The 21,968-nt window shown below is 72.8% G+C and carries 21 protein-coding genes; 6 read left to right on the top strand and 15 right to left on the bottom strand.

Annotation, left to right across the window (positions count from 1 at the left end):
• Positions 1-81: 81 nt before the first annotated feature.
• From V5O46_RS25350 to V5O46_RS25340, 3 genes are all read right to left on the bottom strand, one after another.
• A complete protein-coding gene (locus tag V5O46_RS25350; protein ID WP_332887004.1) occupies positions 82-1,131 on the bottom strand; it encodes a BMP family lipoprotein in 1,050 nt (349 codons plus the stop codon).
• A gap of 313 nt (positions 1,132-1,444) precedes the next feature.
• A complete protein-coding gene (locus V5O46_RS25345; protein ID WP_332887009.1) occupies positions 1,445-2,701 on the bottom strand; it encodes a M20 family metallopeptidase in 1,257 nt (418 codons plus the stop codon).
• A 626-nt stretch (positions 2,702-3,327) separates the two neighbouring features.
• Entirely contained in the window at positions 3,328-3,972 is a 645-nt protein-coding gene (locus V5O46_RS25340; RefSeq protein ID WP_332887003.1) for a GNAT family N-acetyltransferase, read from the bottom strand.
• Positions 3,973-4,075: 103 nt separating this feature from the next.
• Between V5O46_RS25340 and V5O46_RS25335 the strand changes: the two genes are divergently transcribed.
• Complete coding sequence (locus tag V5O46_RS25335; RefSeq protein ID WP_332887002.1) at positions 4,076-4,375, top strand: hypothetical protein; 300 nt, start codon at positions 4,076-4,078, stop codon at positions 4,373-4,375.
• A gap of 31 nt (positions 4,376-4,406) precedes the next feature.
• A complete protein-coding gene (locus V5O46_RS25330; protein WP_332887001.1) occupies positions 4,407-4,751 on the top strand; it encodes a hypothetical protein in 345 nt (114 codons plus the stop codon).
• On the opposite strand, the gene cutA is transcribed toward V5O46_RS25330, so the two are convergent.
• The 5 genes from cutA to V5O46_RS25305 all read right to left on the bottom strand — a co-directional run bounded on the left by cutA (position 4,752) and on the right by V5O46_RS25305 (position 10,320).
• On the bottom strand, positions 4,752-5,075 hold the full coding sequence (cutA, locus tag V5O46_RS25325) for a divalent-cation tolerance protein CutA (RefSeq protein WP_332887000.1): 324 nt from the start codon (positions 5,073-5,075) through the stop codon (positions 4,752-4,754).
• Positions 5,076-5,311: 236 nt separating this feature from the next.
• Positions 5,312-6,379, bottom strand: a complete 1,068-nt coding sequence (locus tag V5O46_RS25320; RefSeq protein ID WP_332886999.1) for a hypothetical protein — start codon at positions 6,377-6,379, stop codon at positions 5,312-5,314.
• 52 nt (positions 6,380-6,431) lie between these two features.
• Complete coding sequence (locus tag V5O46_RS25315) at positions 6,432-7,370, bottom strand: N-acetylneuraminate synthase family protein (protein WP_332886998.1); 939 nt, start codon at positions 7,368-7,370, stop codon at positions 6,432-6,434.
• A gap of 11 nt (positions 7,371-7,381) precedes the next feature.
• Positions 7,382-8,836: an N-acylneuraminate cytidylyltransferase gene (locus V5O46_RS25310; protein ID WP_332886997.1), complete on the bottom strand. Its 1,455-nt coding sequence runs from the start codon at positions 8,834-8,836 to the stop codon at positions 7,382-7,384.
• Positions 8,837-8,868: 32 nt separating this feature from the next.
• Entirely contained in the window at positions 8,869-10,320 is a 1,452-nt protein-coding gene (locus tag V5O46_RS25305; protein WP_332886996.1) for a DUF6716 putative glycosyltransferase, read from the bottom strand.
• A gap of 198 nt (positions 10,321-10,518) precedes the next feature.
• Here V5O46_RS25305 and V5O46_RS25300 point away from each other — a divergent pair, with 198 nt between their 5' ends.
• From V5O46_RS25300 to V5O46_RS25285, 4 genes are all read left to right on the top strand, one after another.
• Positions 10,519-11,499, top strand: coding sequence for a glycosyltransferase family 2 protein (locus tag V5O46_RS25300; protein WP_332886995.1), 981 nt, complete (start codon positions 10,519-10,521; stop codon positions 11,497-11,499).
• Positions 11,499-12,854 carry a polysialyltransferase family glycosyltransferase gene (locus tag V5O46_RS25295; RefSeq protein ID WP_332886994.1) on the top strand — a complete coding sequence of 452 codons (1,356 nt, stop codon included), beginning with the start codon at positions 11,499-11,501 and terminating at the stop codon, positions 12,852-12,854. Before V5O46_RS25300 ends, V5O46_RS25295 begins: the two co-directional genes overlap by 1 nt.
• A 179-nt stretch (positions 12,855-13,033) precedes the next feature.
• Positions 13,034-14,248 (top strand): acyltransferase family protein, encoded by a 1,215-nt coding sequence (locus V5O46_RS25290; protein WP_332886993.1) that lies wholly within the window; start codon positions 13,034-13,036, stop codon positions 14,246-14,248.
• Between the two features lie 63 nt (positions 14,249-14,311).
• Entirely contained in the window at positions 14,312-15,259 is a 948-nt protein-coding gene (locus V5O46_RS25285) for a class I SAM-dependent methyltransferase (RefSeq protein WP_332886992.1), read from the top strand.
• Between the two features lie 31 nt (positions 15,260-15,290).
• Here the strand turns inward: V5O46_RS25285 and leuE are convergent, their stop codons facing one another.
• From leuE to V5O46_RS25250, 7 genes are all read right to left on the bottom strand, one after another.
• Positions 15,291-15,947, bottom strand: coding sequence for a leucine efflux protein LeuE (leuE, locus tag V5O46_RS25280; protein ID WP_332886991.1), 657 nt, complete (start codon positions 15,945-15,947; stop codon positions 15,291-15,293).
• A 57-nt stretch (positions 15,948-16,004) separates the two neighbouring features.
• On the bottom strand, positions 16,005-17,585 hold the full coding sequence (locus V5O46_RS25275) for an acyl-CoA mutase large subunit family protein (protein WP_332886990.1): 1,581 nt from the start codon (positions 17,583-17,585) through the stop codon (positions 16,005-16,007).
• A gap of 315 nt (positions 17,586-17,900) precedes the next feature.
• A complete protein-coding gene (locus tag V5O46_RS25270) occupies positions 17,901-19,109 on the bottom strand; it encodes a hypothetical protein (protein ID WP_332886989.1) in 1,209 nt (402 codons plus the stop codon).
• The gene (locus V5O46_RS25265) at positions 19,109-19,771 is read right to left on the bottom strand and encodes an RNA polymerase sigma factor (protein WP_332886988.1); all 663 of its coding nucleotides are present in this window, start codon (positions 19,769-19,771) and stop codon (positions 19,109-19,111) included. Before V5O46_RS25265 ends, V5O46_RS25270 begins: the two co-directional genes overlap by 1 nt.
• Positions 19,772-20,164: 393 nt before the next feature.
• Positions 20,165-20,398 (bottom strand): hypothetical protein, encoded by a 234-nt coding sequence (locus V5O46_RS25260; protein WP_332886987.1) that lies wholly within the window; start codon positions 20,396-20,398, stop codon positions 20,165-20,167.
• Positions 20,395-21,012, bottom strand: coding sequence for an RNA polymerase sigma factor (locus V5O46_RS25255; protein ID WP_332886986.1), 618 nt, complete (start codon positions 21,010-21,012; stop codon positions 20,395-20,397). The genes V5O46_RS25260 and V5O46_RS25255 overlap by 4 nt, the downstream gene beginning before the upstream one ends.
• 127 nt (positions 21,013-21,139) lie before the next feature.
• Entirely contained in the window at positions 21,140-21,961 is an 822-nt protein-coding gene (locus V5O46_RS25250; RefSeq protein ID WP_332886985.1) for a DUF3152 domain-containing protein, read from the bottom strand.
• Positions 21,962-21,968 lie beyond the last annotated feature (7 nt).

Genomic DNA, 21,968 nt, shown 5'->3' with positions numbered 1-21,968 from the left:
CCCCGGGTTAGGGGGGGGGGCCCCAGGGGCCCCCCCCGCTTCGTATGACTTTGTACCGGCTGTCGTGTGACCTGTGCGGGCCTACGGTTCGGTGCGCACCTGGATCGCCCCGCTGATGATCTCCTCCTTGGCCTGCTCCACGGCGTCCCCCAGGCCCGGGACCTCGGCGTACCGCGGGTTGCTCTCGGACAGGCCGACGCCGTCGGTCTGCAGGTCGAAGGTCTGCACGCCGGTCAGCGGCTCACCGTCCTCGACCGACTTGGCCAGCGCGTACACCGCACCGTCGATGTCCTTGAGGGCGGAGGTGAGGATGGCGTCCCGGTACGCCGCGAGCGCCTCCTGCTCGTACTGGTCGGAGTCGACGCCGATGGCCCACACGCCGGCCTTGGACGCGGCCTCGATCACGCCCTGTCCGGAGAGACCGGCCGCCTGGTAGAGCACGTCGGCGTTCTTCTCGATCTGGCCCTCGGCGGCGGCCTTGCCCTTGTCCGGGCTGGAGAAACCGCCCTCCTCGGCGGTCTGCGTCAGGTACTGCGAGATCACCTTCACGCTGGGGTCGGTGTCCTTGACGCCCTGCTCGTAGCCGGCCTGGAACTTGTGGATCAGCGGGACGTCCACGCCGCCGATGAAGCCGACCGTCTTGGTCTCGGTGGCCTTGGCGGCGGCGACGCCGGCCAGGTAGGAGGCCTCGTTCTCGGCGAAGACGAGGGAGGCGACGTTGTCCGCCTCGACCACGGAGTCGACGATGCCGAAGGTGGTCTCGGGGTACTGCTCGGCCACCGCCGTCATCGCCGGTCCGTAGGCGAAGCCGACGCCGATCACCGGGTTGTAGCCCTGCCGGGCCAGCGAGGACAGCCGCTGCTCCTTGTCGGCGTCGGTCTCGCCCTCGGTGGGCTCGATGTCGGCGGTCTCGTAGCCGAACTCCTGCTTGGCCTGTTCCAGCCCCCGGTACGCGGCGTCGTTGAAGGACTGGTCGCCCCGCCCGCCGATGTCGTACGCGATGGCCACACCCTTGTCGTCCGCGCCGCCGGCGCTGCCGCTCTCGCCGCTGGTGCCGCCGCAGGCCGTGGCGACGAGTGCGATCGAGGCGACCCCCACCGCAACGCGGGTCAGTTTCGATATCCGACGCATCTGAAGTTCCCCATTCTCCAAAACCCCGCAGCGGGCGCTCGGTTCGGCGCACATTAACGCGCGTAGAAACACCTGGGAACGGGGTTGCTCGGGGCCGTTATCCATTCGTGCCGATGGCCGTTACGCCCCGGTGAACCACCGAGACGAAGGGGTGCGAAGCGGGTGCGAAACAGGGCATCGGGGCATGCCGCGACCGTCCGGTGCGGTGCTGGTTCACAGGCTGCCCCCGTCCCGCCCGGCCCGCAACCGGAGGGGCGGGGCCGCCACCGGGGCCGGCGAGGCCGTCACCGGGGCGGGGGGCCGCAGTCGATGATCAGCGGGCCGCGGTGTGGTCGTCCAGCAGCGCCGCGGCGGTGAACAGCTCCACGCCGACGGTGATGGCGTGCTCGTCCACGTCGAAGTCGCCCTGGTGCAGATCGCGCACGCCGCGCTCGCCGGGCGGACGGACGCCGAGCCGGGCCATGGCACCGGGCACCTGCTCCAGGTACCAGGAGAAGTCCTCGCCGCCGAGGCTCTGCTCGGTGCCCTCGACGGACTCGGTGCCGCGCCGGGCGACCATGGCACGGCGCAGCAGCTCGGTGCTGGACGCCTCGTTGACGACCGGCGGCACCCCCCGTACGTAGGTGATCTCGGACTTGGCGCGGTGCAGGTTGGCGACCTCGTCGATGGCGGCGACCACCACGTCGGGCGCCTGCCGCCAGGTGTCGAGGTCGAGGCAGCGCACGGTCCCGGCGAGCTCGGCGTGCTGCGGGATGACGTTGGGGGCGTGCCCGGACTCGATCCGGCCCCAGGTCAGCGCGAGGCCGCTGCGGCTGTCCACCCGCCGGGTGATCAGCGCGGGGGCGTCGGTGACGACCCGGGCGGCGGCGGTGACCAGGTCGGTGGTCAGGTGCGGTCGGGCGGTGTGGCCGCCGGGGCCGTCCAGGGAGATCTCCAGCCGGTCGCAGGCCGAGGTGATGGCGCCCTCGCGCAGCCCGATCCGCCCGGCGTCCACGCGCGGGTCGCAGTGCAGGGCGAGGATCCGCTGCACTCCGTCCAGCGCCCCGCCCTCGATGGCGTCGCCGGCGCCGCCGGGCAGCACCTCCTCGGCGGGCTGGAAGACCAGCCGCACCGGGCGCGGCAGCAGCCCCTGCCGGTGCAGTTCGGCGAGGACGAGCCCGGCACCGAGGACGACCGTGGTGTGCACGTCGTGACCGCAGGCGTGCGCCCGGTCCGGGACGGTGGAGCGGTACGGGCAGTCGCTCTTGGTGTCCGGGATGGGCAGGGCGTCGATGTCGGCCCGCAGGGCGAGCACGCGCGGCCCGCCGTCCCGCTCCCCGGCCTCCCGCTCCCCGGCGCCGACACCGATGTCGCACACGAGCCCGGTGCCGACGGGGAGCACACGCGGCTTCAGACCGGCCCGTACCAGCCGGTCCTTGATCGCGGCGGTGGTGCGGAACTCCTGGTTGCCCAGCTCGGGGTGCATGTGCAAGTCACGCCGGAACGCGACGAGTTCGGCACGCAGCTCCTCGGGCAGGGCGCCGGGAAGCACGGCCCCTCCGGGAAGGTCGGCCTCGGACTCTGGGGAGATCAATTGCTTCACCCTCTGAAGGGTAGGACGCCCGGGTGGCCTATTGACCCACGATCAACAAAAGTTCAGCCCGTTAGGGGAAGAAAATCTGGCCGCCCTGCGCATACGTATCGACTGTGTTGGGTACACTAATCCGTTTCTCCCGGGTAAGGCTTCCGGGACGCACCGGTCGGATCTGCCCCGGCCCCGCAGGGCCGGGTGGGAGCGACGGCGTCGGGTACCCGCTCTCCCTCACGGATACCACGTCCCGCCCACCCCACGCGCGCGCGTTCACCCGGCGGACGCCTCCCCGTACGCCGTCAGCCCGGCGCGCGCCGCCCGACACGGTCGGCGAACGGCGCGATCCCAGCTCGGCGCGCAGTGCGTTCACCCGGTTCGGCTCCCGGCACGGCCACGGAACCGCCGCATAGGACACGTGATCAAGTCGCACCGCGTCATCATCACCTGACGACCCGTACAAGTCCCGGCCCCTGCCCGGCCCCCGCACGGACCGGCCCAGTCGGGGGACGGGAAGCTCCTGCTGGTCACCGTTCCCGCAGGGACGTGCTCGGCATCGGCGGCGTCTCGGCGATCACTCCGGGAGGGGAACGTCCCGCCCGCGCGGCGCCGCGCCGACAGGCCGCCCCTCAGGGGCGGGGGGCGACCGCCACCGCGGGCGGGAGGACCGCGGGGCGGTCGAGGAAGGCGAGCACGGCGCGCTTCGGAGGGAGGTACACCTCGGGCAGGTCGACCTCGGGGAGGGTGATCTCCCCCTGCCGGACGAATCCCAGGCGGTTCATCAGGGCGACGGCCTTGCCGTTGAGCGCGTCAGGCTCGGCCACGGCACGCCGGACGGCGAGGTCCCGGAAGGTGAACCGGGTGAGGGATCCGATCAGCGTCCTGCTGAATCCGGGCCGGGGCCGGCCGGTCATCGGGGCCAGCATCAGGTGGACGCCGATGTCGCCGTCCCGCACCGGGTAGCACTCGCTGATCCGGTCCTCGGACGGCCGGTAGGTCTGGTAGAGCGCCACCGGCTCGCCGTCCAGCCGGACCATGAACGCGTGGTGGGTGTCGCGGCGGTCCACGTCCTCGTAGATCTCCTGGACCAGTTCCCGGCTCGCGCCGTTCATGCCCCAGAACTGTGCGCGCTCCTCGACGACCCAGGAATGCAGCACGGCGGAGTCCGCGGCGGGATCGACCGGGGTGAAGCGGACCGTGCCGAAGCCTTCCAAGGTCTCTGTCATCACGTCTGCGCGCGGAGCGGCGGCGAGGGCGGTGGACTCGGGTCTCATTCAGGTTCCGCTTTCAGCTCGTCCGGCCGGCGCGCAGGCAGAACACCGCACGCGCCCGGTAAGGGTTTCCTTAGTTAGGGCACCCTAACTATAGGAGTTCCCGATGGGCGCACGCCTGCCGCAGTCGCGCAGCGGACGGGTCGGCGACCTCGCCAAGCTGCCGGCCGGCCGCCTGGGCGGCCACCTGGAGACTCTGACCGTGCTCATCCCGCGCTCCGGTTCCCACCGCCAGGCGCTCGCCATCGCGGCCGGAGAGACGGCCGCGCTCGTGGGCTGGGCGGCCTACGACGTGGGCGACCCGGACACGGCCCGGCACCACTACAAGACGGCGGCGCCGGCCGGACGCGAGGCCGGACACCCGGCCGTCGTGGCCCTGGCCATGGGCCGCGACCACCGCCTTTGACTACGCCAACCCCGACGCCGAACAGGCGTGGATGCGCTTCTGCCAGCGGCCCCGCCTGGACTCCCTGACGGTCTCCACGTACTCCCGGCTCCGCCACTCCGACCTGGGCCGGGCCGCCGACGACGCCTTGACGCACCTGAGGGACGACGGCTCCAGGGTGTCCGTCGCGGTCCTGTCCGACGCGGCCACCGGCTACGTGCCGTACGGCGACGTGGACCGGGGCGTGGAGGTCGGGCGCCGGTTCGTGGACGCCGCGACCACCATGTCCACGACCATGGGTCGCAAGCGCCTGGCGTCCATGGCCGCGCCGCTGCCCCGGCAGCACAGCGCGGCGCGGGACCTCACCGAGACCATCGGCGCCGCACTCGCCGCCTGATCAGCCCCTGGCCGTCTCCTCGCTCACCCACGACAGGTAGGCGTCACTGCCGTGCGTGACCGGGATGGCGATGATCTCCGGCGTGTCGTAGTCGTGCACCTGCTTGATGTACGCCTCCAGCTCCGGGTACCGCTCGGCGGTCGTCTTGTACAGCACCCGCCATTCCTGGTCCGTCTGCACCGCGCCCTCCCACCGGTACACGCTGGTGATCGGTCCATCGATCTGCGCGCAGGCCGCCACCTCGGCCTCCACCGCGCCGACGGCCAGGGTCCGGGCCTTCTCGGCGGCGTCGGTCGTGGTCAGAACGGTCAGGTACTCGGCCACGGTTGGTCTCCTTCGGTACGGCGTCCCCGGCACCGTACTCGGGCTCGAGGAACATCGGCGCACGGGACAGGTACGTCACGGTCATGCCCTCGGGATGCATGCAAACGCTGACAGATGCCCATGAGTTGGTCAGCTCCGACGGCGGGTCTCGGAGCCTCGCTCGGCTTCCCACCGGGCCACCGCCTTCACTGCAAGGCAGACGTCTTCGCGCACGCACAGCGCGTCGAAGCGGGTCTCTAACCCGCGCTCGTCACCGCCGACAACCGGTGGACGTCCCGGGCCGAGCCTGTCACCCCGGAGAGGAAGCCCCGGGCGCGCGGGGAGGCGTGCTGGGTGAGCCAGGCGGGGTCGATGTCGCAGACGGCGATCTTGACCTTGGTGCCGGACAGGGCCAGGGGAAGGGTGTGGACGACGGTGGAGGGGAAGCTGAGGATGGTGCGGCCGACCGGGCCGCGGCGGGCGATCAGTTCCAGGGGGAGGTCGGGGCGGACGACCTCCAGGCCGGTCTCGACCGCGAGCCGGTGGAGCTTCTCGGCGCTCTCCCGGCGGTGGGCGAAGTAGCGGGTGGCGCCGTGGGTCCTGGCGAGGGTGCGGACGGCGTCCAGATAGCGGTCGGCGTCGACGACGCCGGTCTCCACCAGGGAGGTGCCGACCATGTCGGCGCCCTGGGTGATGCGGGGCGGGCCGAAGCGGTCCCGGGTCCAGGTGAAGTGGTGGGCGGTGACGGTGACGCCCTCCGGGGTCTCCTCGATCGGCATGGCGGAGAAGATCTCCACCCTGCGGTCCCCGGCGGGGGTCAGGGTACGGCGGGCGGAGGAGGAGACCGGGGCGAAGAGCAGGTCCCGCGGGCCGGGTCGGCTGCCCTTGCGGTGCCAGCGCACCAGGCGTTCGCCCCGGGCCAGCTGGGTGACGAACTCCATGGTGGCCGTGCCGTCGTCGACGACGACGAGGTCCCGGGCCCGGGTGATGGTGAGCAGCAGCTGTACGTAGCGGGAGAACGGGTCTCCCATGACGATCCGGTCGGCACGGCGCAGGGCTCCGGTCAGCCCGCCGATCGTGCGGAAGGGGGCAAGGACCCCGCCCCGGGCCTCCTCCCAGCGGACCTCGTGTCCCTCCTTGCGGGCCAGCTCCGCCATGCGGCGCAGCTGGCCCCGGGTCATGGGGTCCACGGGTGACAGGACGACGAGGGTGAGCCCCGTGCCGGGGGCGCGGGTGTGCGCCCACTCCAGCACGTTCAGGAGCTGTACCGGACTCTCGACGAAGGCGAGAGTCCGGAGGCCGGCATTCCCGGCACGGGGGCTCATCGGCGTATGACCGTCCCGTCGTTGGGCGTGGGCGGAGGTGGCGGGTGGGACGTCAGACGTTGACGGGCTCGCCCGCGGCCGCGGCGATCTCGGCCTCGGCGACGACGCCCGGGACGCGGCGCAGCTTCTTCATCGGGCCCTTCTCGGACTCGTAGACCTTCTTGACGCCGTCGCCGAGGGAGGCCTCGATGGTGCGGATGTCGCGGACCAGGCGGGTGAGGCCCTGCGGCTCGACGGAGGCGGCCTGGTCGGAGCCCCACATGGCGCGGTCCAGGGTGATGTGGCGCTCGACGAAGGCGGCACCCAGCGCCACGGCGGCGAGCGTGGTCTGCAGGCCGGTCTCGTGGCCGGAGTAGCCGATCGGGACGTTCGGGTACTCCTGCTGCAGGGTGTTGATCACGCGGAGGTTCAGCTCCTCGGCCTTGGCCGGGTAGGTGGACGTCGCGTGGCAGAGCAGGATGTTGTCGCTGCCGAGGACCTCGACCGCGTGGCGGATCTGCTTGGGGGTCGACATCCCCGTGGAGAGGATGATCGTGCGGCCCGTCGCGCGCAGGGCACGCAGCAGCTCGTCGTCCGTCAGGGAGGCCGAGGCGACCTTGTGGGCCGGCACGTCGAACTTCTCCAGGAAGGCGACGGCCTCGGTGTCCCACGGGGAGGCGAACCAGGCGATGCCCTTGGACTTGCAGTACTCGTCGATCTGGCGGTACTCGTCCTCGCCGAACTCCACGCGGTGGCGGTAGTCGATGTAGGTCATCCGGCCCCAGGGGGTGTCGCGCTCGATGTCCCACTGGTCGCGCGGGGTGCAGATCTCCGGGGTCCGCTTCTGGAACTTGACGGCGTCACAGCCGGCCTCGGCGGCCACGTCGATGAGCTTGAAGGCGTTCTCCAGCTCGCCGTTGTGGTTGATGCCGATCTCGCCGGTGATGTAGACGGGGTGGCCGGGGCCGGCCTCGCGCGAGCCGAGGGTGCGGATGCGGGAGTTGGTGCTCATGAGGGGTGTCCTTACTGGGTGTGCGTGGTGGGGCGATCGGAGGAGTCGACGGGGTCGAGGGGGCGCGGGGCGGCCGGGGTGACGTCGAGGGCGGGGCCCAGGAGCCAGCCGGCGATCTCGCGGACCGCTCCGGCACCGCCGGGAAGGGTGGTGACCGCACGTGCGGCGCCGCGGACGATCTCGTGGGCGGAGGCGACCGCCACGGGCCAGCCGACGAGACCGAAGCACGGGAGGTCGTTGACGTCGTTGCCGACGTAGAGCACGCGCTCGGGCGCGATGCCCTGCTCCTCGCACCACTGCTTGAGCGCGAGGTCCTTGCGGTCGATGCCGTGCAGCACCGGGATCCTCAGCTTCCGGGCGCGGGCGGCGACGACCGGGTTCTGCTCCGTGGACAGGATCAGCAGCGGCAGCCCGGACCTGCGCAGGGCCGCGATGCCGAGGCCGTCGCCGCGGTGCACGGCGACGAGTTCCCGTCCGTCGGAGTCGACGAGCACCCGGTCGTCGGTCTGGGTGCCGTCGAAGTCGAGTACGACCGCGTCGATGTCCTCCGCCGCGGGGAGGTGGGCGGGAGGAACCACCGCGAGGTGGGCGGGAGGAACCACCGCGAGGTGGGCGGGAGGAACCACCGCGAGGTGGGCGGGAGGAGGGACTGCCTGGTGGTCGGGGGGAGCAACGGGCGGGTCACCGGGGCGGGTTGCGTCGAAGAGGGGTGCCAGCGCTCGGGCGCGGGCCAGGTCGTGCGGGTCGTCGATCTCCAGCACGCGCGCGGGGTCGGTGCGCACCAGTTCGGTGCGGCCGAAGAAGCGGTGGCCGTGCTCGCGGAAGCCGGCCGCGTCCATCGCGTAGGCGGCGCCGGTCTCCAGCAGGTCCTGCGGGCGGTCCTGGCGGCGCGGGCGGAAGGACTTGTCGTGGTTGACGCCCCGGCCGCCGGGAGCAGCCGCCTCCCCGGCGCCTTCGCCGCCGCTTTCGCCGCCTTCTTCGCCGCTTTCGTCGCCGTCGCGCCAGATGAACCCGTGGAACGGGGCCACGGTCACCGCCGTGTCGGCGCCGTCCTCGGCGACCGCGGCGACCACCCCGTCGATGTCCTCGCGGGCGATGAAGGGGCTGGTGCACTGCACGAGCAGCACCACGTCGACGGTGGCGCCGTGCAGCGCCTCGTGGGCGTCCATGGCGTGCAGCACGGCGGCCTCGGAGGTGGCCGTGTCCCCGGCGATGGCGGCGGGGCGGAGCACGACCTCGGCGCCCGCCTCGCGGGCCGCGGCGGCGATGGCCTGGTCGTCGGTGGAGACGACGACGTCGGTGACGAGCCGGCCGGCCCGGCACTCGTGCACGGCGCGGGCCACGAGCGGCACCCCGCCGACGGGGGCGAGGTTCTTCGCGGGGACGCCCTTGGAGCCGCCGCGCGCGGGGATGACCGCGAGCACGCGGCGCACGGTTGCGCCCTGGCCCGCTTCCGGTTGGGACATGGGTACCCCTCCTCGGGTACGGGTCACGGTGTTCACAGCTCCCCCATGCGCCGGATCACCGGGGCGACGCGCTGGACGCCGTGCCGGTAGGCGCCGCGGGCGGCGCGGCGCACGATCTGCCGGACGGGGCCGGGGTCGCGGTCGGCCGCGGGGGCGCCGGGCAGCGGGGTGCCGTCCGGGCCCAGGTGGTGGCGGGCGAGGATGCCGGGCAGATAGCCGGGCGCGGTCTGGGGCGTGTAGTACGGGGCCAGCGGCGGCAGGCCGCCGGGGCGGGCCAGCAGCTTCGCGATGCGTTCGCGGGCCGTGTCGAAGGCGTTGGCGTAGGAGCCTTCCCCGGAGGGGGTGCCGCCGGAGGGGGTGCCGCCGGGGGCGACTCCCTGGCGAGCGACCCACTCGGCGTCGGGTGCGGGCCGGTGGCCGGCGTCGAGCTGGTCCCAGGAGGCGAGGCAGCCGGAGCCGACGAAGTGGTGGTTGCCGAGCGCCTCGCGCACTCCGAGGTCGGTGAGGACGACGGTCGGGATACGCCGGTGCAGCGACTCCAGGGCGGCCGTGGAGCTGACCGTGACCAGCAGGTCGGTGCGGTCCAGGACCTCGCCCATATGTCCGTAGACCAGGCGGAAGTTGGGCGGCGGGTCGGCCTTCTGCACCAGCTTCTGGTAGGGCAGTTCCTCGATGTGGGTGGTGTGCTCGCCGGGCTTGGAGCGCAGCTTGAGCAGCACCTCGCGCTCGGGGTGGCTGCGGGCGTGCCGGATCAGCCGGTCCAGCAGATAGGTGCGGTCCCTGCGGCTCTCCGGGACCGACGGCTGGGCGGCGAAGACCACGGTGTACGGGTCGTGTTCGCCGGTGTAGGGCTCGCCGCCGAGGAAGGGAAGCGCGACCTCGGTGACCGGGGAGGAGTCGGCGCCGACCCCGTCGTAGACGGCGCGGAAGCGGTCCGCGTCCTGGCGGGAGTTGGCGAGTACCAGGTCGGCGCCGTGCCGCAGCAGCAGGCCGTCGGCGAGCTTCTCGTAGACGACGCCGACATAGCCGGTGACGACGGCGGGCCGGTCGGTGCGCTCGCCCCAGACGCGGTTCAGGCCGTGCAGCATCGCCTGGACGCCGCCGCCTACCAGGGCGAGGACGAGCACGTCGTACGGGTCCTCGGTCTCCTCGCTCATCGTCCGCAGGAACTCGACCGCGGTGACCTCGCGCAGGGAGTCCGCCCGGACGCCGACCTCCTGGAGCTGTCTGGCGGTCGGGGTCGCCCGGCCGCGCAGCAGATACCCGTCCAGACGGAAGTTCGAATCCTCCGGGGAGTCCTCCGGGGAGTCCTCCTGGGCGTCCTCCTGGGCGTCCTCCTGGACGGCCGTCCCGAGTCCCTTCGGGACGTCCCTCGGGACGCCCTGCGGGACGATGCGGTTCGCGGTGAGAGCGCCCCATTTCCACCGGGTGTCGGAGTCCGCGAGGACGGCCACCCGCAGGGCCTTCGTTGCACTTGCTGGCACGTCGAAGACGCTAGGAATCGATTCCTAGGATCTGCCCAACCGAAATCCAACAAAGGGTTAACAGCACATCGCCGAATGGCGAATCGGGCCGCATTCGAGTGTCGAACATTTGTGGTTCACAGGTTCGCCACGCGGAGTTCACCCGACATCAAGACCCCGGTCAGAACGGACGCCGGGCCGTCTCCTAACGTCGGTCGGGTGGTCAAGCTCTCCGTCATCGTTCCGTTCTACAACGTGCAGCAATACGCGCCGGACACGCTGAAGAGTCTGCGCGCGAACGCACGTGAGGACGTCGAATTCATCCTCGTCGACGACTGTTCCCAGGACGAGACGCCCAAGATCCTCGCGCGCGCGGAACGCGAACTGCCGGGCGCGGTACTCGTCCGGCACGAGGAGAACGGCGGCCTCGCCACCGCGCGCAACTCCGGTATCGACCGGGCGCGCGGCCGGTATCTGACCTTTCTGGACGGCGACGACTGGCTCGCACCCGGCTACTACCCGCAACTGCTCGCCGCCGCCGAGGAACTGGGCTGCGACTTCCTCCGCACCGACCATGTGCAGTGCTCGGGGCGGTCGCGCACCATCCACCGGGTCCCGCTGGGCCGCCGCGGTGTGGTGACCGCCCCCCGGGACGCAATCCTGCCCGCCGACCGGACCACCTCGGTCGACTACGCCTACGCCTGGGCCGGCGTCTACCACCGGCGGCTGGTCGACCGGGGGCTGCTGCACTTCACCCACGGGCTGCGCACCGCCGAGGACCGGCCGTGGATCTGGCGGCTGCACCGGGAGGCCGAGTCGTTCGCCGCGGTGGGGCTGCTGGGCGTCTATTACCGGCGTGGAGTGGCCTCCTCGCTCACCCAGATCGGTGATGTGCGGCAACTGGATTTCATTCGCGCATTCGACCAGGTGATCGAGGAGACCTCGAGGGATCCGGAGGCCGATAAGCTGCTGCCCAAGGCAGTACGCACCTACTGCGCGATCATGGCTCATCACCTCGGTTCTATCGAGAGGTTCGAACCCGCCGTGGCTCGGAAATTGCGTTCCCTCAGCTCCGCCGCCCTGAAAGGCATGCCGCAGGGCATCCTGACGGACGTGCTGGACTCGATGGACGGTCAGCGGGCGGGCCGGCTGCGGCGGCTGCGGCGCAGGCCCGCCTCCGCCCGGGCGGTGAGCGTCTGATGCCCCGCACCACGCCCCGCACCACCCAGATCTTCTGCGCCTCCACGCTCTACGGTGCCGCGACGGTGGCCGCCGCGCTCGACGCAGGCCTCTTCGAACCGGCCGACCGGCGGCTGCTGCTGGTCACCAACAACGCGGCCAACCCGGAGGTCACCCCGTCCGTCGACGCCATGCCCGGCTTCGGGCGGATCCGGGACCGCTTCGACGGCGTACTGTCCTGGAACGAGACCATCGCCCCGTTCCACCCCAGCGGCTGGGGCCCGCGCCCCGACGACGTGCCGCTGTGGGAGCGGCATCTGCGGCTGCTGTGGGGGCTCGGCGACGACGAGGTCCGGCTGGCCGTCGAGTCGATCCAGGTCAACCCATCGCTGGCGCTGTGTCAGCTGTTCCCCGGCACCGCCGTCGACGTGTACGCCGACGGCCTGATGAGCTACGGCCCCACCCGCGACAAGATCGACCCGCTGGTCGGCACCCGGATCGGCCGGGTGCTGCACCTCGACCTGGTGCCGGGTCTGCGCCCGCTGCTGCTCACCGAGTTCGGCGTGGCCCCGGAGGTGGTGCCGACCGGGGCGTTCCTGAAGGTGCTCGGCGAACTCGCCGAGGAGGAGGGCGAACCGGAGGACGTCGGGGAGGAGCCGCCGGCCCTGCTGCTCGGGCAGTACCTGTCGGCCCTGGGCATCCTGACCGCCGCCCAGGAGGAGGAACTCCACCTGCGCATGGTGCGCGAGTCGGTGGCTCTGGGCCACCGGCGGCTGGTCTTCAAGCCGCACCCGATGGCACCGGCCGGCTGGTCACGGCTGCTGGAGGAGGAGGCCGGCCGGCTGGGGGCACGGCTGACCGTGCTGGACCGCCCGGTGCTGGCCGAGGTGGTCTTCCAGCGGATGCGTCCGGCGCTCGTCGTCGGCTGCTTCTCCACCGCGCTGCTGACCGCGGCGACGTTCTACGGTCTCCCGGTCGCCCGGGCGGGCACCGAGACCGTGCTGGCCCGGCTCGCCCCGTACCAGAACAGCAACCGGGTTCCGCTGACCATCGTCGACGCGCTGCTGCCGGACCTCGCCGACGCCTCGGCGGTCACCGGGTGGCGGCCTCCCACGCCGGAGCGGGTGGCGGAGCTGACGACGCTGCTGACGGCGGTGGGCTTCGCGATGCAACCAAGGATCTACCCGCGGCTGCGGCCGGAGGCCGAGGGCTATCTCGCCGAGCATCTCGGCCCGCACACCTGGCGGTACTTCAAGCGGCGCCGGCTGACGGCGCTGGCCCTGCCGGGCGCGCTGCCCGCGCAGCTGTCGTTCATCCCGCGGAACGCCACGGTACGCCGGATCGCCCGGCGTGCGCGGGCGCTGGCCCGCCGCTGACCGCGGCCCCGCCGCGCCCGGGCGCCCCACGACCGGGCCGACCGCCCCGACCACCCCGCTCCCCGTTCCACCGGGGACGCCCGCTTGCCCTGCCGCCCGCCCCGGCCGTATCGACGGGCGGCACCACGCCCTCACCGGGCGGGCCCGCGTGCCGTCTCCCCCACCGCGAAAGGTCTCCGATGAACACGGCCGACCCGGCCGTGGCTCCGACGAGCCCGGCCCCGGAGCCCGCCCGGCGGGTGCAGCCCTCCGACACCGCCTCCCGCACGAAACCTGCTGCACCCTCTTCCCGCGCCGCATCTGCTGCGTCCGCCTCAGCCGCTGGTGTCCGCGGATCCGGCGGGGACCGGCTGCGTGCTCTGGACGGGCTGCGGCTGCTGGCCGCGCTGATGGTGTGCGCGTACCACTTCGCCGGGCGGGGCGGTGAGGTCACCGGCTCCTGGGGGCAGTCGCCCGGGCAGCTGTTCCCGACGCTGTCCCAGGCGGCGGTCTACGGCTGTCTGGGTGTGCAGTTCTTCTTCGTCATCAGCGGTTTCGTGATCTGCCTGAGCAGCTGGGGCCGGTCCCCGGGGGACTTCTTCCGGTCCCGGACCGCCCGTCTCTTCCCCGCCTACTGGGCGGCGCTGCTGCTGGTGGGCGCCGCCTCGCTCGCGCTGCCGGCGGTGGTCCCTCCGCTGCGGACGGACGAGTTCCTGGTCAACTTCACCATGCTCCAGCAGCCCATGGGCGTGCCCCGGGTCCTCGGTGTGTGCTGGACGCTGTGGGTGGAGATGCGCTTCTACGTGCTCTTCGCGCTGTTCGTGATCTGGAAGGGGGTCACCTACCGGCGCGTGGTGCTGTTCTGCGTGCTGTGGACCCTGGCGGGCGCGGTCGCCCGGGTCGCGGACACACCGCTGCTGGACGAGCTGGTGATGCCCGACCACGCTCCGTTCTTCGTCGGCGGGCTGGCCCTGTATCTGATCCACCGGTTCGGCGGCGATCTGCTGCTCTGGGGGATCGTGGGCATGTCCTTCCTGCTGGGGCAGCGCGCCGCGGTCACGGCCCTGTGGTCCCCGGACCCGGGCGGCGACTTCCACCGCGATCCGTACGTCGTCCAGGCACTGGTCCTGCTCGCGTTCGCCGCGGTCGCCGCGGTCGCCCTGGGCTGGACCCGCGGGGCGAACTGGCGCTGGCTGACCTTGGCCGGGGCGTTGACCTACCCGTTCTATCTGATCCACGAGCATCTGGGCTGGTTCGTCATCCGGGTGCTGCACCGCGAGCTGGGGCTGGGCCCCTACGAGACGGTGGCAGCGACCGTGACCGTGCTGCTCGCGCTGGCCTGGTGGCTGCACCGGTGGGTGGAGCGGCCCGTCGGGCCGCGGCTGAAGCGGGCGATGGTGCGGCCGGGACGATGATGCGTTGGTGCGATATTCGGTGAAGGGCTGGATTCCCTCACCCACAGGGGGCACCCTCCCTGCATGGGAACTGCACAGGGCACGGGTACGGCAGAGCCGGCCGAGAGCCGCCCCGGCGAGCTGAAGGACGTCCCCGGCTGGTTCTGGCCCCTGGACCAGGTCCTGTTCACGTGGTTCCTGCAGCGGCAGACCGACCTGGGCACGCAGGGCGACCTGCTGGAACTCGGCGCCTACCTGGGCAAGAGCGCCATCCTGCTGGGGCACCACCTCCAGGCCGGCGAGACGTTCACGGTCTGCGACCTGTTCGGCAGCGACGCCCCGGACCAGGCCAACCGCGCCGAGTCGGCGGGCTCCTACGCCACCCTCACCCGACAGGCGTTCGAACGGAACTACCTCGCGTTCCACGACACACTGCCCACGGTGGTGCAGGCCCCCACCTCGGTGATCACCGACGAGGTCGCACCGGGGAGCTGCCGCTTCGTGCACGTCGACGCCTCGCATCTGTACGAGCACGTCCGGGACGACATCGAGGCGGCCCGCGAGCTGCTGCTCCCGGAGGGCATCGTGGTCCTCGACGACTACCGCTCCGAGCACACCCCGGGCGTCGCGGTCGCCGCCTGGGAGGCGGTGCTCAACGGCGGGTTGCGCCCCGTCTGCCTCAGCACCCAGAAGCTGTACGCCACCTGGGCGGACCCCGAGCCGGTCCAGGAGGAGCTGCTGGCCCTGCTGGAGGCGCGCTCGGACGTCTCGGTGAGCGTGCAGGAGGCCGCGGGCCACCGGCTGGTGCGGGCCCGGGGCAGGAGCATGCAGCCGCCGCCGTTCCCGCACTCCCGGCACTACACGCCCCCGGCGCCCGCGGCGGCCGTGCGGTCGGCGGCGGTTCGCCCGGCGGCGACCGCCCGCGTCCGCCGCCTCGCCGTGGACCTGCTGCCCCCGGTGATCACCCGGGCCGTACGGCGCTACCGCACCGGGCGGACCCGGACCGCGTCCCGCGCCTCGACGCCGCGCTGATCACCCCGCCGATCATCGGCACGGGGGCGAGTCAGGCGCTGGACAGCGACAGCTTCACCGCGAAGCCCAGGAACAGCGCACCGGCCGCCGAGGTCGCCCCGGCCGACAGGCGTCTGCGGCGGCGGAAGGCCGCGGCCAGCCGGGTTCCGCTGAAGATCAGCGCGCTGAGGTAGAGGAAGCTGGCGAGCTGGGCGAGGGTGCCGAGGACCACGAAGGACAGGGCGGGATAGGCGTACCCGGGGTCGACGAACTGGACGAAGAAGGCGACGAAGAAGAGGATCGCCTTCGGGTTGACCAGGCTGATGACCAGCGCACGCCGGAAGGGCCGCTCGTCGGCGCCCTCCGCGGCCCGGGACACCGCCGCCGGTCCGTCCTGCTCGCGGCGCGCCCGCCACATCCCCCACGCTGCCCGCAGCATCCCGATCGCCAGCCACGTCAGATATCCGGCGCCCGCGTACTTCACGATCCCGAACAGCACGGCATTGGCCTGCAGCAGCGAGGCGACACCGGCCGCCGAGAGCGTCATCAGCACGGTGTCCCCGCACCAGACCCCGGCGGCGGCACCGTACCCGGCACGCACACCGCGGCGAGCGGCGACGGAGAGGACGTACAGCGAGTTGGGGCCCGGGAGCAGCACGATGAGCACGAGGCCCGCCAGATAGGTGGGCAGATCGATGACGCCGAACATGACCAGGAGTGTCGCACGAGGGACTGACACACCTCACGGGGTTTCCCCGTGCCCCGGTCAGAGATGGCCGCTCGGCTCGTAGCTCCCCCACACCCCGCGCAGCGCGTCGCACACCTCGCCCACCGTGGCACGTGCCCGCAGCGCCCGCTTCATCGGGTACAGGACGTTCTCCGTCCCCTCGGCGGCTCGCTCCAGGGCGGCCAGTTCACGGTCCACCACGCCCCCGTCGCGTTCGGCACGCAGCCGGGCCAGCCGCTCCACCTGGCGGGCCTCGATGGCCGGGTCCACGCGCAGCGGCTCGTACGGCTCCTCCTCGTCGAGCCGGAAGCGGTTGACGCCGACCACGACCCGGTCGCCCGTGTCGGTCTCCCGGGCGATCCGGTACGCGTTGCGTTCGATCTCGCGCTTCTGGAAGCCGCGCTCGATCGCGGCCACCGCCCCGCCCAGCTCCGCCACCTTCCGCAGCAGCCCGACCGCCGCGGCCTCCAGGTCGTCGGTCATCCGCTCCACGGCGTACGAACCGGCGAACGGGTCGACGGTCGCCGTCACATCCGTCTCGTGGGCCAGGATCTGCTGGGTGCGCAGCGCCAGCCGGGCGGACTTGTCGGTGGGCAGGGCGATGGCCTCGTCGAAGGCGTTGGTGTGCAGCGACTGGGTGCCGCCGAGGACCGCGGCCAGGCCCTGCACCGCCACCCGGACCAGGTTCGCCTCCGGCTGCTGCGCCGTCAGCTGCACCCCCGCGGTCTGGGTGTGGAAGCGCAGCATCAGCGACCTGGGGTTCCGGGCGCCGAACTCCTCCTTCATCAGCCGCGCCCACATCCGCCGGGCCGCGCGGAACTTGGCGATCTCCTCCAGGATCGTCGTCCGGGCGACGAAGAAGAACGACAGCCGCGGCGCGAAGTCGTCGACGTCCATGCCGGCCGCCACCGCCGTGCGGACGTACTCGACCCCGTCGGCCAGCGTGAACGCGATCTCCTGCGCCGGGGAGGCGCCCGCCTCGGCCATGTGGTAGCCGGAGATCGAGATCGTGTTCCACCGGGGCAGCTCCGCCCGGCAGTACCGGAAGATGTCCGCGGTCAGCCGCAGCGACGGCTTCGGCGGGAAGATGTACGTGCCGCGCGCGATGTACTCCTTCAGCACGTCGTTCTGGATCGTGCCGGTCAGCCGGTCCGCGCTCGCCCCCTGCTCCTCGGCCACCAGCTGGTAGAGCAGGAGCAGCAGCGCGGCCGGGGCGTTGATCGTCATCGAGGTGGAGACCTCGTCCAGCGGGATCCCGCCGAACAGCACCCGCATGTCGTCGACGGAGTCGACGGCGACCCCGACCTTGCCGACCTCGCCGTGGGCGAGCGGCGCGTCGGAGTCGTGACCCATCTGGGTGGGCAGGTCGAAGGCGACCGACAGCCCGGTGGTGCCGTGCGCGATCAGATCCCGGTAGCGGGCGTTGGACTCCGCCGCCGTGCCGAAGCCCGCGTACTGGCGCATGGTCCACGGCCTGCCGGTGTACATGGTCGGATACACGCCCCGCGTGAACGGGTACGCCCCCGGTTCGCCCAGCTGCTGCCCCGGATCCCAGCCGTCGAGGTCGCCGGGGCCGTAGACCGGCTGGACGGGCAGTCCGGACTCCGACTCGTGCGCCATGGTGTGCCGCCTTTCGCCGCGCCCCGCTCACCACCATGCCCCGCCGTTCGCCGGGCGTCATCCGCGGGGAACATCGGAGAGAAGGCCGGCGAGGGCCGGCAGCGGACCCGTGGGACGACGGCGGGCCGTGGTGAGTACCGGTGAGCGCGAGGGCGGCGGGGCCGCGGGGAAGGTTTCGGGGCGCGGGCGGGACCGGGGGAACGTGTCCCGCCCGCGCCAGGTGCACGAACCGTAGGTACGGGGGGAACCCCGGCTCAGTGCGACAGCCGATGACCAGTCGGCTCAATCAGTACTGCGTCACGGCTGCCGAAAGTGTCACACCCTCGGCGAGACTTTCTCCGTGAGCCGGGAAAAGGCCAGGTCAAGACGGCTTTCGGAGTGCGGGACGAAGGACGGTCGGGGCAGCTCGGCGGCGGGACGCGTCGTGGCGGGGCCCAGGGCACGGGAATGGGTCCGGTCGCCGTCGCGCCCCTTCCTCCCGCCGCGGTCGCCCCGGTCACCCCGGTCGCCGCCGGCGTCCTTGTCGTCGTCGTCCTCGTCGCCCCGCTTGCTCTTCCCGTCGTTCTTCTCGTCCTTCTTCTCGTCCTGCTGCCTGTCGCTCTTCTCGTCGCCCTCGGTGTCGCTCTCCGTGCGTCCGTTCTGCGGGTCACCGTCACCCTTGCCGCTCTTGCTGCCCTTGCCGCTGTTGGCATCGATGTCAGCGTTCGTGTCGGTGAGGAGACGCTTGCAGAGCTTGCGCACGCGGGCGGGGCCGCCGGCCGCCTCGATCAGGGCGCGCTTGCGGGAGCGGTCGAGGTCGCTGCCCTCGCGCAGGTCGCGGCAGGCCCTGGTGAGGGCCTTCCGCCGGTCGGCGGTGCGGCCGTCGCCGGCGTCGGAGCGGGGCTTCGCCGCCGGGTCGCCGTCCGCCTCGTCCTGCGCGGTGCCGCCGTCGGCCGGGTCGGCCGGGTCCGTCGGATCGCCACCGGGCGCGGTCCGGCCGTCGGTCGGGCGCTGCGGGGACGGTTCGACCAGCGGCCGGTCGGGGCGGTGGCCGGTGCTCGCGGCGGCGGAGACGGAGGCGCCCGGATCGGGTTCGTCGCCGTGGAACAGCACCGGCAGCACTCCGGTTCCGGCCGCGGCCCCGACCCCGCCGACCAGTCCGACGGTCAGCGCGGCGGCCATCGCCAGGCGCAGCGGGCCCCAGCGGCCGGGCCGCGGGGTGCCGTCGCCGGGTCCCCCGATGCGGACCAGCCCGGCGCCGGAGCTGCGGGTTCCGCTGCCGTGGCCGGAGGCGGGCGGGGTGAGGCCGACGGTGTCCAGCTCGGTGCCGCGTTCGGCGTGCGCCTTGCGGAAGGCGGCCAGCGCGGCGGCCTCACCGGGGAGTTCCTCGCTGGTGGCGGGGGGTTCCGGGGAGAGTGCGGCGAGCGTGGCGGCGAGCCGTTCGGCCCGTTCGCGGCCTTCCGGGTCGACGGCGTCGAGGGGTTCCCCGCGCAGCAAGAGCTCCGCCGTCCTGCGGTCCAGCCACCTGTCCTGCTCGTCGGCCATCACATGTCCCTCTGCGTCCGCGCAACGCTTTGCGTCACACTGACGGACGTCGCCGCACGTCCGCGCGGTTCTCGCGGGGCGGGCACGGCGTCGAGCACACCCGCGGATTCCGCATCCTCGCCGAGCAGCTCGGCCAGCCGCTTCAGTCCGCGGTGCGCCGCGGTGCGGACGGCACCGGGGCGCTTGCCCAGGGTCTCGGCGGCGGTCTTGGCGTCGAGACCGACCACCACGCGCAGGACGACGGCCTCGGCCTGGTCCTGCGGCAACCGGGCGATCAGGGAGAGGGCAGTGTCGGTGGCGAGCGCCTCGATGGCCTCGCCCGCGGTGTCGGACTCGGCGGGCCTGCCGGTCAGCTCCGTCTCGTCGCCCCCGATCGCGGGCCGCCTGCCACGCATCCGGATGTGGTCGAGAGCGCGGTTGCGGGCGATCCGGGCGGCCCAGCCGCGGAAGCGGTCCGCGTCGCCGCTGAAGCGGTCGAGGTCGCGGGCGATCTGCAGCCACGCCTCGGATGTCACGTCCTCGGCGTCCGGTTCGCCGACCAGCGTCCGCACGTAGCCGAGCAGCCGCGGGTGCACCGTGCGGTACACAGTCCGGAACGCCGTCTCGTCCCCGGCCTGTGCCGCGCGCACCGCGGCGGTCAGTTCCGCGTCCTCCCCCAGCACCCCGCGCGCCTCTCCTTGCGCCTGACTCGTTCTTTGCTGGCTACGGTGGTCTACCGCAGGTCGGCGCGGGGGCAAGCCCAGCGCACTCCGGCGCGAATGGCACGTTACGTCTTGAAACCGCTCCTCGTCCACGCCCCCGCGAGTGGCCGTACAAGATGCAACTAACCCGTGACGCAGTGGGGTGTGACACAAAACGCAGCCCTGACGCTGTAGGGAGTACGGGCCGCCGCGCGGCCCGTGCCGCGCGACGGCCGGGGCCTCTCCTGTGGGGGGTGGCGGCCCCGGCCGTTGCCTCGGTCCCACAGCCCGGCGGCCTCGGGACGGCCGCCGGCGGCCCTCGTACGTCTCGACGTCGTACGGGAATCCGCCCCGGTCCGCCTCCGCCCAGGCCCGTCAGCCGCCGGATCCCCGCAGGCGCCGCATCCCCCGCGGACGCCAGTCGTCCCGGCGCCTCGTCCGCGCCCCGTGGGCCCCCGAGTCCCGGGCGGTCCGGAACGCGGCCATCGCCGCATCCTGCGCCGCCGGGTCGAGGACCGCGGCCCGCATCGCGGCGCCCAGCAGCTCCGGCAGTACCGTCTCGTCCCGGGTGCGTGCACCGGACCGCGATCCGCAGTGGCCTGGGTTCATTCCGACTCCTTCGCTGATCCGGCATCCCGGTGCGGCCCGTCCGGGCCGCCGAGACGGCGGGCCAGCCGCCGCAGCCCCCGGTGTGCGGCGGTACGCACGGCGCCCGGCCGCTTGCCGAGCACCCGGGCGGCGGCGGGACCGTCCAGCCCGACGACGACCCGGAGCAGTACCGCCTCGGCCTGGTCGCGCGGCAGTCCGCGGACCAGCTCCAGCGCCTGCCGGGTGGAGAGGGACTCCAGGGCCTGGTCGTGCGTGCTGTGCGGCCCCGGCAGTTCCAGTACGTCCGGTTCCAGCGCCGTGGTCCGCGGACGCACCCGCTGCCGCCGCAGATGGTCCAGCGCCCGGTGCCGGGCGATGGTCGCGGTCCAGCCGCGGAACCCGGCCCCGTCGCCCCGGAACCGCCCCAGGTCCCGGGCGATCTGCAGCCAGGCGTCGGACGCGACGTCCTCGGCATCGCCCCCGACCAGTCCGCGCAGATAGCCGAGCAGGCCCGGCTGCACCAGCCGGTAGGCGACGGCGAAGGCCGCCTCGTCCCCGTTCTGGGCCCGCTCCACGGCCGCGCCCAGTTCCCCGTCGTCCGCACGCGTGCCGCGGGGGTCCCCTCCCTGACCCAAGACCGTCCTCGTTCGTGCCGGTGTCCGTGCCGGGTGACCGGCAGGTCCGCGTCACGCGGACCGGTTGCGGCCCGTGCCGACGCCTCAAGGGCATCAGCGTCGTACGGCGCAGAAACGTCACAGCCCATCAGGGGACGGACGGCCCGCCCAGGTACCGGCCGTGCCGGTCGTACGGCCAGGCGTTGGCGACACAGCCCTTGAGCCCCTTGATCTGCTGCATCATCGCGGGGGCGGGCTGCCCCGGCCCCGGGCACCCCTCATGACCGTGCCCGATCCGGTGGCCGACCTCGTGGTTGACGATCAGCGCGCGGTACTCGCCGATGGGCCCGTCGAACTGGGGCGAGCCCAGCACCCACCGCTTGAGGTTGACCACGACGTCGGTGCCCACACTGCAGTTGACCTCGCCGCGGGTGAGCAGTCCCGCCGCCCCGCAGATCCGGTCCACCGTGCCCGGCGTGGCGATCTTAACGACGAAGTCGTACGAACCCGAGCTGACCAGCTGGAACGAGTTGACCCCGTCCTTCGACCAGCCGCGGCGGTCGGCGAGGACCCGGGATATCTCGGCCGCCGCGGCGCTCGCCGACACCTCGATGCCGTTCTCGACCAGCACCTTGTACCGCCGCACCCGGTCACCCGTTCCGACGACCGTCCCGTCGGCCTGCGCCGTGACGAACGTGCCGGGTCCGCCGGCCGGAATCGGGATGGTGCTGGGCGAGGACGACGCCGACGGGGAGGGAGAAGGAGACGGCGAGGAAGAGGGGGAGGGCGAGGCGCTCTCCTCGGCCGCCTCCTTCCCCTCCTTCTCCTCCTCCGACGTCCCGGCGCCCGGGGAGGCGAGCGCATCGGCCTCCTCCAGCATGTCCCCGCCGTCGAGGACGGCGGCCCGCCCCTCGGCCTCGGCGGCGTCCAGCTCCTGCCAGTACGCCAGGGCCACTCCCGAGGTGAACATCACGGCC

The sequence above is a fragment of the Streptomyces poriticola genome, from assembly GCF_036689765.1.
Classification (GTDB): Bacteria; Actinomycetota; Actinomycetes; order Streptomycetales; family Streptomycetaceae; genus Streptomyces; species Streptomyces poriticola.
This window is presented reverse-complemented; position numbering and strand designations above follow the sequence as displayed.

Excerpts from the sequence above, each read along its gene's own strand:
- V5O46_RS25250 (WP_332886985.1), bottom strand. The coding sequence starts at position 21,961 with ATGTTCACCTCGGGAGTGGCCCTGGCGTACTGGCAGGAGCTGGACGCC.
- V5O46_RS25335 (WP_332887002.1), top strand. The coding sequence starts at position 4,076 with ATGGGCGCACGCCTGCCGCAGTCGCGCAGCGGACGGGTCGGCGACCTC.
- leuE (WP_332886991.1), bottom strand. The coding sequence starts at position 15,947 with ATGTTCGGCGTCATCGATCTGCCCACCTATCTGGCGGGCCTCGTGCTC.
- V5O46_RS25340 (WP_332887003.1), bottom strand. The coding sequence starts at position 3,972 with ATGAGACCCGAGTCCACCGCCCTCGCCGCCGCTCCGCGCGCAGACGTG.
- V5O46_RS25320 (WP_332886999.1), bottom strand. The coding sequence starts at position 6,379 with ATGAGCCCCCGTGCCGGGAATGCCGGCCTCCGGACTCTCGCCTTCGTC.
- V5O46_RS25350 (WP_332887004.1), bottom strand. The coding sequence starts at position 1,131 with ATGCGTCGGATATCGAAACTGACCCGCGTTGCGGTGGGGGTCGCCTCG.
- V5O46_RS25315 (WP_332886998.1), bottom strand. The coding sequence starts at position 7,370 with ATGAGCACCAACTCCCGCATCCGCACCCTCGGCTCGCGCGAGGCCGGC.
- V5O46_RS25330 (WP_332887001.1), top strand. The coding sequence starts at position 4,407 with ATGCGCTTCTGCCAGCGGCCCCGCCTGGACTCCCTGACGGTCTCCACG.
- V5O46_RS25260 (WP_332886987.1), bottom strand. The coding sequence starts at position 20,398 with ATGAACCCAGGCCACTGCGGATCGCGGTCCGGTGCACGCACCCGGGAC.
- V5O46_RS25275 (WP_332886990.1), bottom strand. The coding sequence starts at position 17,585 with ATGGCGCACGAGTCGGAGTCCGGACTGCCCGTCCAGCCGGTCTACGGC.
- V5O46_RS25295 (WP_332886994.1), top strand. The coding sequence starts at position 11,499 with ATGCCCCGCACCACGCCCCGCACCACCCAGATCTTCTGCGCCTCCACG.
- V5O46_RS25270 (WP_332886989.1), bottom strand. The coding sequence starts at position 19,109 with ATGGCCGACGAGCAGGACAGGTGGCTGGACCGCAGGACGGCGGAGCTC.
- V5O46_RS25310 (WP_332886997.1), bottom strand. The coding sequence starts at position 8,836 with ATGTCCCAACCGGAAGCGGGCCAGGGCGCAACCGTGCGCCGCGTGCTC.
- V5O46_RS25290 (WP_332886993.1), top strand. The coding sequence starts at position 13,034 with ATGAACACGGCCGACCCGGCCGTGGCTCCGACGAGCCCGGCCCCGGAG.
- V5O46_RS25285 (WP_332886992.1), top strand. The coding sequence starts at position 14,312 with ATGGGAACTGCACAGGGCACGGGTACGGCAGAGCCGGCCGAGAGCCGC.